The sequence below is a fragment of the Neisseria sp. P0020.S005 genome, from assembly GCF_051957055.1.
Taxonomy (GTDB): Bacteria; Pseudomonadota; Gammaproteobacteria; order Burkholderiales; family Neisseriaceae; genus Neisseria; species Neisseria subflava_A.
Genome location: NZ_JBQCWV010000003.1, coordinates 56,253 through 69,225, shown reverse-complemented (window position 1 = coordinate 69,225; position 12,973 = coordinate 56,253). Strand labels below are relative to the sequence as shown.

At 47.2% G+C, this 12,973-nt stretch carries 11 protein-coding genes; 5 read left to right on the top strand and 6 right to left on the bottom strand.

All coding sequences use genetic code 11. From position 1 onward, the window contains the following. Nucleotides 1-72: 72 nt before the first annotated feature. Nucleotides 73-279: a DNA-directed RNA polymerase subunit omega gene (rpoZ, locus tag ACTHTU_RS03575; RefSeq protein WP_003682294.1), complete on the bottom strand. Its 207-nt coding sequence runs from the start codon at nt 277-279 to the stop codon at nt 73-75. A 52-nt stretch (nt 280-331) separates the two neighbouring features. Then, complete coding sequence (gmk, locus tag ACTHTU_RS03570) at nt 332-949, bottom strand: guanylate kinase (RefSeq protein WP_107723555.1); 618 nt, start codon at nt 947-949, stop codon at nt 332-334. Nucleotides 950-1,117: 168 nt separating this feature from the next. On the opposite strand from gmk, the gene ACTHTU_RS03565 reads away from it, so the two are divergent. Beyond that, nucleotides 1,118-1,678 (top strand): adenine phosphoribosyltransferase, encoded by a 561-nt coding sequence (locus ACTHTU_RS03565; protein WP_440361778.1) that lies wholly within the window; start codon nt 1,118-1,120, stop codon nt 1,676-1,678. Between the two features lie 48 nt (nt 1,679-1,726). On the opposite strand, the gene ACTHTU_RS03560 is transcribed toward ACTHTU_RS03565, so the two are convergent. From ACTHTU_RS03560 to ACTHTU_RS03550, 3 genes are all read right to left on the bottom strand, one after another. Next, nucleotides 1,727-2,464: a toxin-antitoxin system YwqK family antitoxin gene (locus ACTHTU_RS03560; RefSeq protein WP_440361777.1), complete on the bottom strand. Its 738-nt coding sequence runs from the start codon at nt 2,462-2,464 to the stop codon at nt 1,727-1,729. Nucleotides 2,465-2,689: 225 nt separating this feature from the next. Beyond that, nucleotides 2,690-3,589, bottom strand: coding sequence for a 50S ribosomal protein L3 N(5)-glutamine methyltransferase (gene prmB / locus ACTHTU_RS03555; RefSeq protein ID WP_440361776.1), 900 nt, complete (start codon nt 3,587-3,589; stop codon nt 2,690-2,692). A 95-nt stretch (nt 3,590-3,684) separates the two neighbouring features. Continuing rightward, nucleotides 3,685-5,940: a nitric-oxide reductase large subunit gene (locus ACTHTU_RS03550; protein WP_063067952.1), complete on the bottom strand. Its 2,256-nt coding sequence runs from the start codon at nt 5,938-5,940 to the stop codon at nt 3,685-3,687. 399 nt (nt 5,941-6,339) lie between these two features. Between ACTHTU_RS03550 and nirK the strand changes: the two genes are divergently transcribed. The 4 genes from nirK (at nt 6,340) to ACTHTU_RS03530 (ending at nt 11,179) form a co-directional block, all read left to right on the top strand. Then, nucleotides 6,340-7,497: a copper-containing nitrite reductase gene (gene nirK, locus ACTHTU_RS03545; protein ID WP_070584268.1), complete on the top strand. Its 1,158-nt coding sequence runs from the start codon at nt 6,340-6,342 to the stop codon at nt 7,495-7,497. 174 nt (nt 7,498-7,671) lie between these two features. Then, a complete protein-coding gene (locus ACTHTU_RS03540; protein WP_070461388.1) occupies nt 7,672-8,427 on the top strand; it encodes a formylglycine-generating enzyme family protein in 756 nt (251 codons plus the stop codon). A gap of 210 nt (nt 8,428-8,637) precedes the next feature. Then, the gene (gene rpsO / locus ACTHTU_RS03535; protein ID WP_003679932.1) at nt 8,638-8,907 is read left to right on the top strand and encodes a 30S ribosomal protein S15; all 270 of its coding nucleotides are present in this window, start codon (nt 8,638-8,640) and stop codon (nt 8,905-8,907) included. Between the two features lie 178 nt (nt 8,908-9,085). Then, nucleotides 9,086-11,179 (top strand): AsmA family protein, encoded by a 2,094-nt coding sequence (locus ACTHTU_RS03530; protein WP_440361863.1) that lies wholly within the window; start codon nt 9,086-9,088, stop codon nt 11,177-11,179. Between the two features lie 267 nt (nt 11,180-11,446). On the opposite strand, the gene ubiD is transcribed toward ACTHTU_RS03530, so the two are convergent. After that, nucleotides 11,447-12,925: a 4-hydroxy-3-polyprenylbenzoate decarboxylase gene (gene ubiD / locus ACTHTU_RS03525; RefSeq protein WP_440361775.1), complete on the bottom strand. Its 1,479-nt coding sequence runs from the start codon at nt 12,923-12,925 to the stop codon at nt 11,447-11,449. Nucleotides 12,926-12,973: the final 48 nt, after the last annotated feature.

The window sequence follows — 12,973 nt, the reverse complement described above, 5'->3', positions numbered from 1 at the left end:
CGTCAGACTGTATCGGTTGTTATATTGCACCGATACAGTCCGCGCGGCGGTTTTATCGGTTTGCCGGTTGGTTTATTTATTGCGGGTCAGCAGCTCGGTTCCGATTTGTCCGGCTGCGATTTCGCGCAGGGCGGTTACGGTTGGTTTGTTGTTGCGGATATCATCAACCAAAGGCGTATTGCCGTTTTCGAGCTGGCGTGCGCGACGAGCGGCAACGAGGGTAAGGTCGAAGTGGTTAGGGATTTTACCTGTGCAATCTTCAGTAGTAATACGGGCCATGTTTGCTTGCTTTCTTTCTATGTTTCAAATAAACGGTTATTTTCGCTGTTTTTTACGAATTTTCCAACAGGTTTGAAATAAATCCCTGTTGAGAGGATTTTTTCAGACGGCCTGCTTTAATAATGTGGAACAAATCGGCTTCGGCACGATCCAAATCGTCATTCACGACAACGTAATCGAACAAAACGGATTGCTCAATCTCATGACGGGCTTTTGAAAGGCGTGTTTGAATAACTTCTTCGCTGTCTGTACCACGGCCGATCAAACGTTGCGCCAATACTTCAAAGGAAGGTGGCAGGATAAAAATACTGCTGGCTTCAGGCAACGATTTACGCACTTGCGCCGCACCTTGCACATCAATTTCCAAAATTACGTCATAGCCCTCTTCGCTCAACGAATTCACGCCGGCAATGCTGGTGCCGTAATAGTTGCCGAACACATTGGCGTGTTCCAAAAAGGCTCTTTGCTCAATCAGTGATTCAAATTCTTCTTTGGGAACAAAGTGGTAATGCACACCATGTGTCTCACCCTCACGTGGCTGGCGCGTGGTATGAGAAATGGAAACACGGATGTCGTCATGATTTTTCAACAGGCGTGACACCAAGGTCGTTTTACCTGTGCCGGAAGCGGCAGAAATGATGTAAATATTGCCTTTTTTATGATTTTGCATGGTTGTTCAGCCGATGGTATGTACCTGTAAATTATAACACAACACAATGTTTCTCGGAATTTCAGACGGCATGTTGCAAAATTTGGCTATTGTATCGATTAATTTGGCAAGTCCGCATATGACCGTTACAATATCGCGTTAAAAACTTTTTGATTTCGGAATGTCGAGATGTTGATTCATCCTGAAGTAATGGGCGTAGAAGCTTTGGCGGACAAAATCCGTAAAATTGAAAACTGGCCGCAAAAAGGGATTTTGTTTCATGACATTACTCCCGTCTTGCAAAGCGCGGAATATTTCCGCCTACTGGTTGATTTACTGGTTTACCGCTATATGGGGCAGAAAGTTGATATCGTTGCGGGCTTGGATGCGCGCGGCTTCATCATTGGCGCAGCTTTGGCCTATCAGCTGAACGTCGGCTTTGTCCCCATCCGCAAAAAAGGCAAACTGCCGTTTGATACGGTTTCTCAAAGTTACGCTTTGGAATATGGCGAAGCAACGGTAGAAATCCATACCGATGCCATCAAGCCGGGCGCACGCGTTTTGTTGGTAGATGATTTAGTGGCAACCGGCGGCACAATGCTGGCAGGTGTCGAGCTGATCCGCAAACTTGGCGGCGAAGTAATCGAAGCGGCTGCCATTTTGGAGTTTACCGACTTGGACGGCGGCAAAAAAATCCGCGAAAGCGGCGCTCCGTTATTTACCCTATGCCAAAACAAAGGCTGCATGTAATATAAAAAAACCGCAAGCTAATCAGCCTGCGGTTTTTTATAATCAAAATTATTCGAGGACGTATCCGTCCGTATCCCAAAAAGTTTTTTTCACCAACTGGTCGTCTTTATAAACTAGCTCAGATTTCTTCGCACCATCATCATACCAATCCAAAATAATGCCACTGCGTTTACCATTGCGAATACTCAATTCAGACACGATGCGGCCATTTTCATCCCAACTTATGATCTCCGTTGGTTTGTCATTGCTCATCATCATTTCGGTTTTCGGGCTGCCGTCTGAATACCATTGTTTCCAATGACCATTGGCTTTATCGTGCTTAAACTGAATTTCGCTTTCTTTCACACCATTTCGGTAATAGCGGGAACCCACACCCTCACTCAGTCCATTTTGATAGGGCATCACCGCAGATTTTTTGCCGTTTGGATACCAGTTGACCCATTCGCCATGCGGTTTGCCGTTACGATAGCTGCCAACCATCTTTTTCTGACCGTTGAAATGCCACAGGGTTAACGTACCATTATCCAACGCCGGCACAAAAACCTTAATCTGACCGGCAGGTACTTCATAAGGATCAGAATATTTTTTCATCGATGGATAGTAAAAATCCTGCACCTGCGCCTTGCCTGCCTCAATCTTGTATTGGCGGACGTAAGCAACCGAAGGCATGGTCGCCGTCAGTTTACCGTTTTGATTGAAATAAACGGTATGTTGCTGGGCAAAGGCGGCAACGGGCATACTGAACAAGGCAGTAGCCAACAGGCCTGATTTTAAATAATTATTCATAATATGGAGTTTGGCAGTATATGTTCTACAAAAAGTCAGTAATAAAAATCTACTGACATTAGAAACTATGACAAATATTATAAGCCATAGTTTCAAAGCCTGCTTGGATTTCATATTCGGCATACCATAGGCATTTGTATTTTCTTAAAATATTAAAAATTTTATAAAACAAAGGCCGTCTGAAACTTTTTCAGACGGCCTTTGTTTTATTTATATCAAAATAAACTACTCTTCACCCAATAATTGCTCGCGGGTCAACAGGAATACAAACCCATCGCCACCGCTGGTTTCCAACCAAGTAAACGGTAATTCGGGATAAGCCGCTTCCAATACCTCACGGTTGTGACCGATTTCAACCAACAATACACCTTTCGGATTCAGATACTTCGCCGCTTGCAGAATGATTTGACGTGTAGCATCCAAACCATCTTCACCACTGCCCAAAGCCAATTCCGGCTCGTACAGGTATTCATCAGGCAACGCTTCCACAGATTCCGCATCGACATAAGGCGGATTGGAAACAATTAAATCATAGGTTTCATCCAAACCTTCAAACAAATCGGTATGCACCAAGCTGATACGGTCTTCCAAACCATAATCTTCGATATTGATGGCGGCCACTTCCAGCGCATCCAAGCTCAAATCAACGGCATCGATTTGTGCATCGGGATAGTGATGCGCCATTTGAATGGCCAAACAGCCGCTACCGGTACACAAATCCAAAGCTCGATGCACCAACTCATCATGTTCAATCCAAGGACGGATACCGTCGCCCAGTAATTCGTAAATGAAAGAACGAGGCACAATAACGCGCTCATCGACATAAAAATCAAACTCACCCTGCCATGCCTGATGCGTCAGATACGCGGCAGGAATATGCTCAACTGCGCGACGTTCGATAATCGACAGCACTTCCTCCTTCTCACTTTGCAACAATTTGGCATCCAAATAAGGCTCCAACATATCCAAAGGCAGGTTCAAAGTATGCAAAATCAGATAGGCTGCCTCGTCATGGGCATTATCACTTCCGTGTCCGAAAAACAGTCCGGCATCATTAAAACGGCTGACTGCGAAACGCAACAAATCGCGAACAGTGGTCAGCTCTTGAGCAGCTTGGTTGAACATAATATTTTGTCTTGTCAATTTAAGAATGTTGAAATTATAACAGAAAGGCCGTCTGAAAACTTTTCAGACGGCCTTCGATTTAATTTAGCTTAAGATTATTTATCGCGGCTGAATACGATTTTGGTAGCTTGGATAGCAACGCAGACAGCACCACCGATGAAGATCAAGTCAGCAGCGGTACGAACCCAACGCAGGGTATCCAGGATTTCCATTTGCAGGAATTCTTCGCTACGTGCATACCACAGACCATGAGTGATAGAAGCGTAAGCTTGGATCACGCCGACCGGCAACAGGCTGATGGCAATCATACCGACCAGACCGCCGTTCAGCAGCCAGAAGCCCCAAGTCATCAGTTTGTCATCAAATTGAACATTAGGTTTCAGGTAGCGTGCAACCAGCAATACAAAACCCAGAGCCAAGAAACCATATACACCGAACAGAGCCGCGTGAGCGTGAACTGCAGTAGTGTTCAGACCTTGGATGTAGAACAGGGAAATCGGTGGGTTAATCAGGAAGCCGAATACGCCGGCACCAATCATGTTCCAGAAGGCAACTGCTACGAAGCACATCAGAGGCCAACGCAGACGTTTCGCCCAGTCGGACAGGTGTTGGTAAGACCAGTGCTCGTAAGCTTCACGGCCCAGCAGAATCAAAGGTACAACTTCCAAAGCGGAGAAACATGCACCGATTGCCATAGAAGCAGAGGTAGAGCCGGAGAAGTACAAGTGGTGCAATGTACCTGGAATACCGCCCAACATGAAGATGGCGGCAGCGGCCAGAGTAGAAGCAGTAGCAGTACTACGGCGGACAAAGCCCATGTTGTAGAAGATGAATGCGAAGGCAGCAGTAGCGAACACTTCGAAGAAGCCTTCTACCCACAGGTGCACCACCCACCAACGCCAGTATTCCATCACAGCGATTGGAGATTTTTCACCGTAGAACAGGCCAGGAGCGTAGAACACACCCACACCAACCATAGAAGCTACGAAGATAGCCAACAGGTTTTTGTCTGTACCTTTTTCTTTAAAGGCAGAGATAGTACAACGCAACATCAGGAACAGCCACAACAGCAAGCCGACCATCAGCAGAAGTTGCCAGAAGCGACCCAAATCCAAGTATTCGTAACCTTGGTGACCGAACCAGAAGTTCAGCTCAGGTGGAATGATATGAGTCAAAGCAAAGAAGTTACCTGCGTAAGAACCACCGACTACGATGAACAGGGCGATGTACAGGAAGTTCACACCGGCACGTTGGAATTTAGGATCTTTACCGCCGTTCACAATCGGAGCCAAGAACAGACCTGCTGTCAGGAAGCCGGTTGCAATCCAGAAAATAGCGGATTGGATGTGCCAAGTACGGGTCAATGCATATGGGAACCAGTCGGCCATTTCAAAGCCCAGTGCAGTATCGATACCGTAGAAGCCTTGACCTTCGACAGTATAGTGAGCGGTCAAACCACCCAACAGTACTTGTACGACAAACAGCGCAACAGTCAGGAATACATATTTGCCCAACGCTTTTTGAGAAGGAGTCAGTTGTACTTTGGAAATAGGATCCTCAGTAGGTACTTCAACCTCTTCATGTTTGGTCAAGAAAGAGTAACCCCACATCAGCAAGCCGATACCCATCAGCAACAATACCACGCTGGTGAAAGACCACATGTAGTTTTCAGTAGTCGGTACGTTGTTGATCAAAGGCTCGTGCGGCCAGTTGTTGGTGTAAGTGAAGTTCTCGTCAGGACGGTTGGCCGAAGCAGACCAAGAAGTCCAGAAGAAGAAATTGAACAGTTTTTCACGCGCTTCTTGGCTTGGCAATGTGTTGTTTTTCATTGCAAAGTGTTCGCGAGTGGTTTGGAACTTAGGATCGTCGCTGTACACACCGTGGTAGTAAGGCAGAATACTTTCGATCGCTTTCACGCGGGTATCGCTGATAACGACAGAACCGTCTTCCTTAATACGGCTTTGGTTGCGGTATTCGTCAGCCAAACGGGTTTTCAGAACAGCTTGTTCCTCAGGAGAAACTTCGTCAAATTTTTTGCCGTAAGTTTCTTGCGCAGTCAGATCCAACCATGCAACCAGCTCGCGGTGCAGCCAGTCGGCAGTCCAGTCCGGAGCTTGGTATGCACCGTGACCCAATACAGAGCCAACTTCCATACCGCCGGTAGTTTGCCATGCAGATTGACCTGCCAAAATATCGTCTTTGGTCATCAGGACTTTGCCGGATGCAGAAACGACTTGTTCAGGGTATGGCGGAGCCTTTTTATAGACTTCGCTACCCATATAACCAAGAATGGTAAAGCATACTGCCAGCACGGCAAACAGCAAGTACCAAAGCTTCTTGTACTGTCCCATTTTAAGTACTCCTTGATTTTGGTAAAAAGTGGTTGGGTATTAATTCATCAAATATGAATGTTAAAGATTGTATCACGGTTTAATAAGTAAAGAAATATTTTGTCAATAATATTCCTTTAAAACCATTAACTTATATGATATTGATTCCCATTTGCCTATACAGACCCTCCTTTATCGTATTTTGTGTTAAGTTCTCGCTAACATTTTCACACAAAATTAAACTTTTCGATGTATTTTTTTATACTTCTAAAGGAGTATTTAGGGATTAAAAGATTCATATTCCCTGAACAATTTGATTTACATCAAAATATGACCAAACAAGCGCCTACATAATCATACAAAACTTCGAACCATCCTATCAGGATTCTTAACTTTTCTTACTATAAGGAAACTTTAAACATGAAACGCCAAACCTTAGCCGCACTTATCGCTTCTGTATTTGCACTGGCCGCATGCGGCGAGCAAGCTGCTAAACCTGCTGAAACTCCAGCTGCTACCGCTTCTGCTGAAGCTCCTGCCGCTTCCAACTCACAAGCTGCTGCAGAGACTCCTTCTTCAGAACTGCCTGTAATCGATGCTATCGTAACTCACGCTCCGGAAGTTCCACCTCCAACTGATCGCGATCATCCGGCTAAAGTACGCGTTAAAATGGAAACCATCGAAAAAACCATGACCATGGAAGACGGTGTTGAATACCATTACTGGACATTCAACGGCGACGTTCCGGGCCAAATGATCCGTGTACGCGAAGGCGATACCGTAGAAGTAGAATTCTCTAACAATCCTTCTTCTACCGTTCCTCATAACGTTGACTTCCACGCTGCTACCGGTCAAGGCGGTGGTGCAGAAGCTACCTTTACTGCCCCAGGCCACACTTCTACCTTCAGCTTCAAAGCACTGCAAGCTGGTTTGTACATCTACCACTGTGCCGTTGCTCCTGTAGGTATGCACATCGCCAACGGTATGTACGGTTTGATCTTGGTTGAACCTAAAGAAGGTCTGCCTAAAGTGGACAAAGAGTTCTACATCGTACAAGGTGACTTCTATACTAAAGGTAAAAAAGGTGCTCAAGGCCTGCAACCTTTCGATATGGATAAAGCGATTGCTGAACAACCTGAATACGTTGTATTCAACGGTCACGTAGGCTCTATCGCCGGCGACAACGCTCTGAAAGCTAAAGCTGGTGAAACTGTTCGTATGTACGTTGGTAACGGTGGTCCTAACTTGGTATCTTCTTTCCACGTTATCGGCGAAATCTTCGACAAAGTATATGTTGAAGGTGGTAAACTGATTAACGAAAACGTACAAAGCACAATTGTTCCTGCCGGTGGTGCCGCTATCGTTGAATTCAAAGTCGACATTCCAGGCAGCTACACTTTGGTTGACCACTCTATCTTCCGTGCGTTCAACAAAGGTGCTTTGGGTCAATTAAAAGTTGAGGGTGATGAAAACCCTGAAATCATGACCAAAAAACTGAGCGACACCGTTTACCAACCTGCCGGTGCTGCCGCTTCTGCTCCAGCAGCTGCGTCTGGTGCTTCTGAAGCCGCTAAATAATCTCTCGGTTTAATACGCCAAGCCACTGCTGCCCTACTCTTTAGAGCCGCAGTGGCTTCCATCACGATTAATCTTCCTGTTCAAATCAGACAGATTGATTTTTCAGACGGCCTTGTTATGATTAGGCTATCTGAAAAATAAATTTCCTGTTTCAATCGATAATAAGGGCGTACCATGAAACTCATACGACTCCTCCTCTTAGGCAGTGCCTTAATCTGCGGCAATACATTTGCTGCCGAAATGGTAAAAATCGAAGGAGGCAGCTACCGTCCTCTCTATCTCAAAAAAGAAACTTCCCTTATTAAAGTCAAACCTTTCCAGCTTGACAAATATCCGGTAACCAATGCCGAATTTGCCGAATTTGTGAACACACATCCGCAATGGCAAAAAGGAAAAATCAATTCCAAACATGCTGAAAAAGCTTACCTGAAACATTGGGTAAAAAATGGCAGCAACAGTTTTGCGCCTAAAGCCAGCGAACTCAAACATCCGGTAACCAATGTTTCGTGGTTTGCCGCAAATGCTTACTGCGTCTCCAAAGGCAAACGTCTGCCGACTATTGACGAGTGGGAATTTGCAGGCTTGGCTTCTGCCACTCAAAAAGACGGCTCTGCCGAGCCTGGCTATAACCGCACCATCTTGGATTGGTATGCAGACGGCGGCCGCAACGGCCTGCATGACATCGGTAAAAACAAACCCAACTACTGGGGCGTATATGATATGCACGGCCTGATTTGGGAATGGACTGAAGACTTCAACAGCAGCCAACTCTCTGCCGGCTCGTCCAACACACAAATGTTCTGTAGCGGCGCATCCGTAGGCTCAAGCGATCCGTCCAACTATGCGGCATTCTTACGCTACGGCATCCGCACCAGCCTGCAGTCCAAATATGTTTTAAATAACTTGGGCTTCCGCTGTGCGAGCAAATAAAGTTTAGTTTTTATCACCAAAGCAGCTTTGGCGGTACTGAAAGGTATCGCCGCTTTTTTTGGCCGTCTGAAAAGATGTGGCATACCAAGACAAATTGTGGCATAATCCGCCCGTCCTTATAAAAAGGCACTTAGGAGTTTGCTTAGGTCGTTCGGCTTGGCAAACTTGTCCGAACCTGAAAAGGTTCTTTTATTTTCGGAGTTATCCATCATGGCATTGACCGTAGAACAAAAAGCACAAATTGTTAAAGATTTCCAACGCAAAGAAGGCGATACCGGCTCTTCTGAAGTACAAGTCGCTCTGTTGACTTTCCGCATCAACGACCTGACTCCTCACTTCAAAGCCAACCCTAAAGACCACCACAGCCGTCGCGGCCTGTTGAAAATGGTTAGCCAACGTCGTCGTCTGTTGTCTTACCTGCGTCGTACTCAGCCTGATACTTACCGTACACTGATTACCCGCCTGGGTCTGCGTAAATAATTTATGCTTAAATCAACACCGCCTTCGGGCGGTGTTTTTTATTAACATACCGATGCCGTCTGAAACACAGGCCCACGCTCTGTGTTATACTTCCACACGCTTAAGCAGCAAGGCTTAAACTTCCAATCACTCCTTAAAGCTCCCATCAAAGCGAGAATCTGAATTGTCTGTTCATTCCATGTTGCACTCAGGAAAATTTTGGCTGAAAACCCTGGTTTTCAGCATTGCCGTGCTTTTATGCCTCGCGGCGGTATTGAGTGCCTTAATGTTCCGCATATTCAATACAGAAAACATCGACGTATTCATACAGAAAAACTTTTCCGCCCATGGCTGCCAAGTCAAATACAATGCCAATATCAGCAGAAAATGGCTGCCGCGCCCTACGCTTATTTTAAAAGACCTCAGCCTTTCATCTTCCGAGCCAGACATGCCGACGCTGAACATTGCCGAGTCCAAAATGGGCTTTGGCTGGAGCAGCCTATGGTCAGACGCCCCCGTTATTGAAAAATGGATTCTTTCCAATCCGTCGCTGACGCTGGGTCCCAAAAACCACCTGCCTGCCTGCCTGCAACAAAACCATGCATCAAAAGAAAGCTTCCAGCTCAACCGCGTCGTCATCAATAGCGGCAGCATCCGCTATCACAATAAAGAGCAGGATGTTGCCTTAAACGATCTGCAATTTTCCCTGCGCAGAGCCGATTCAGACGGCCGTCCATTCGATATCAGCGGCACACTGCAAAACATAGGCAACCCCATCAGTTGGCAAGGCGCCGGCCATCTTGTACAAGATGATGCCGGCTGGAGCGTTCCCGCCCTCAAATTAAACCTGCAAACCGTATTACTCAAAAACAAGCTGGATGCCCAAATCGCAGGCAGCCTTAATTGGCAAAACCAAACCGTCCTACTCCGCGACTTCAATCTGCAAGCCGAAAGCGACTATCAAAACTTGCATATCAATGCACGTTCGCCCCTCTTGCAATTCAAAAATGGCTATTTGCACCTCAACACACTCAACGGCGCATTGACCGCCGGCAGTGAAAACAACCAATGGGACGGTTCATTCAAACTGGACAAAACCAACCTCTATCCAACCGTTTTGACTGCCGCCAATTTTGAACTCAAAGGCAGCCATAAAAACGACCGCCTCCAAACCAACTTTACCTTTTCTAGCCCTTTGGTTTGGCAAAAAGGCAAAGGCATCGATGCGCCCAAACTGCACCTCAGCACCCTGCAAGACACCATCAACCGCCTTCCCCGCCCCCGATTCATCAGTACACTTGAAGGACAGGCCAATTTCAGCCTCAATACATGGGAAGGCCGTCTGAAAGGCGCATTTGATAGACAAGCCCTCGCCTTGGCCTTTAAATACCAACGCGATACCCAACCGCGCCCGCACCTTGACGCCGGTATCGCCTTACAAAAACTCAATCTGACCCCTTACTTGGAAGACCTGAAAACCCAGCCATCACTGAATCTTCCTTCCCTGCTGGCTAAATCATGGTTGCCTGACATTGAGGCCAACCTCCAAATCGGCAGCATTCAAACTGCCGGCCTGCAATTAGAAAACATCGAATCCCTGCTTACCGCAGATAAAGAACATATCGCCCTGCACCGTTTCAAAGCCGGGCTTTATGGTGGCAAAACCGAAGGCGGCCTGAGTATTGCGGCGACCCAACCTGCCTCCTACCACCTTCAGCAAAACGCAAAAGGCATACAAATTCAGCCGCTGCTGCAAGACTTGTTCGGTTTCCACAGCTTCAGCGGCAGCGGCGACGCCGTTATCGACATTAAAACCACCGGCAACGACCGCGCCCAAATGATACAAGCCCTAAACGGCAGCCTGCTCCTCGATATCACCAACGGTGCATGGCACGGCATTGATATGGACAGCATTCTGAAAAACGGCATCTCTTCGGAAAAAATCGACAACAGCAACCTCAAAACCCCTTTCCATCATTTCATTCTCAATAGCGAAATCGAGAAAGGCATCAGCCATCATATCAACACCGAACTGTTTTCCGACAGCCTGCACGTTGTCAGCAGCGGCTATACCGATTTGAATACCCAAAAGCTGTCCGAAAACCTGCTTATCAGCAACGTACTGCAACCCAAAAACAAACCGATTCCCCTCAAAATCGGCGGAACTGTACAAAACCCTTCCATTACCCTTGATTACAGCCGCTTGACCAATGGCATGAACACACCTGCAGAAAAACAAAAAGCCCTTCAAAAAACCATACAAGAACAATGGAAGTGGCTCAAACCGCGCTAGGTTTTCAAATCAAAGGCCGTCTGAAACCCAAAAAGTTTCAGACGGCCTTTTAACAGATACATTATCAGAATAAAATGTTCACTTAGGAATGACCATATACACAATCAGTGCAACAATGATGGCAAACCATATCGCCAACATTATCAAGCCTTTTTTGGAGAGTTTTCTTTTTCTCCAATCGAGCCTCAATATTTCTACCGTACCCTCAAACATAGACCAAATCATTTCCATCAATATTTGCAGTAGAAATTCCAATAAATCCGACATCTACAAACCCAAACGCTCCCAAATCTCATCGATTTTGGCCGTAACGGCAGGGTCTTTTTTGATCACACGCCCCCATTCGCGGTCGGTTTCACCCGGCCATTTGTTGGTCGCATCCAAACCCATTTTGCCGCCGAGTCCGCTGACAGGGCTGGCGAAGTCGAGATAATCGATGGGCGTATTTTCTACCAAAACAGTGTCGCGTACAGGGTCCATGCGCGTGGTTACCGCCCAGATGACTTCTTTCCAATCGAGCACGTCCACATCGTCATCGACTACGATGATGAATTTGGTGTACATAAACTGGCGCAGGAACGACCAGCAACCCATCATCACGCGCTTGGCGTGTCCGGCGTACTGTTTTTTCATGCTGACCACCGCCATGCGGTAGGAGCAGCCTTCGGGTGGCAGATAGAAATCGGTGATTTCGGGGAACTGCTTTTGCAAAAGCGGGACGAACACTTCGTTCAACGCCACGCCCAAAACAGCAGGCTCATCGGGTGGTTTGCCTGTGTAGGTAGAGTGGTAAATCGGGTTTTCACGCATGGTGATGCGCTCGACCGTAAACACAGGGAAATGGTCCTGCTCATTGTAATAGCCGGTGTGGTCGCCGTATGGGCCTTCCAACGCGGTTTCGTTGGGATGGATAACACCTTCCAACACGATTTCTGCACGGGCAGGCACTTGCAAATCGTTGCCGATACATTTCACCAGCTCCGTCCGCGAACCGCGCAACAGTCCGGCAAATTGGTATTCGCTCAAGGTATCGGGAACAGGCGTTACCGCGCCCAAAATGGTAGCAGGATCGCAACCGAGCACAACGGCGACGGGATACGGCGTATCAGGATTGAGTTTGCGGAATTCCTGATAATCCAGCGCGCCGCCGCGATGCGACAGCCAACGCATAATCAGCTTGTTTTTGCCGATTAATTGTTGGCGGTAAATGCCGAGATTTTGGCGTTTTTTGTGCGGCCCGCGCGTGACGGTCAAGCCCCACGTTACCAGCGGCGCAACGTCTTCCGGCCAGCAATGCTGAATCGGAAGTTTATACAAATCAACGTCTTCACCTTCCCACACAATTTCCTGACACGGCGCGTTTTTCACTACGTTCGGCGCCATGCTCCAAATATCTTTCAGCAACGGCAGTTTGGAAAACGCGTCCTTAATGCCTTTGGGCGGTTCGGGTTCTTTCAGATACGCCAGCGTCTGCCCGATTTCGCGCAGCTTGGATACGCTGTCCGCACCCATGCCCAGCGCCACACGCTCAGGCGTGCCGAACAGATTCGCCAACACAGGATAATCATAACGTGTACCGTCAGGCTTAATCGGGTTTTCAAACAACAACGCCGGCCCTTCGGCGCGCAATACGCGGTCGGCGATTTCGGTCATTTCCAAATGCGGCGACACCGGATGCTGAATACGCTTGAGTTTGCCATCAGCTTCCAATCCGGCGATAAATTCTCGCAAATCTCTGTATTTCATGATTTCATTTTCCTGAACAGGCCGTCTGAAAGCAGACCGCCATTTCGG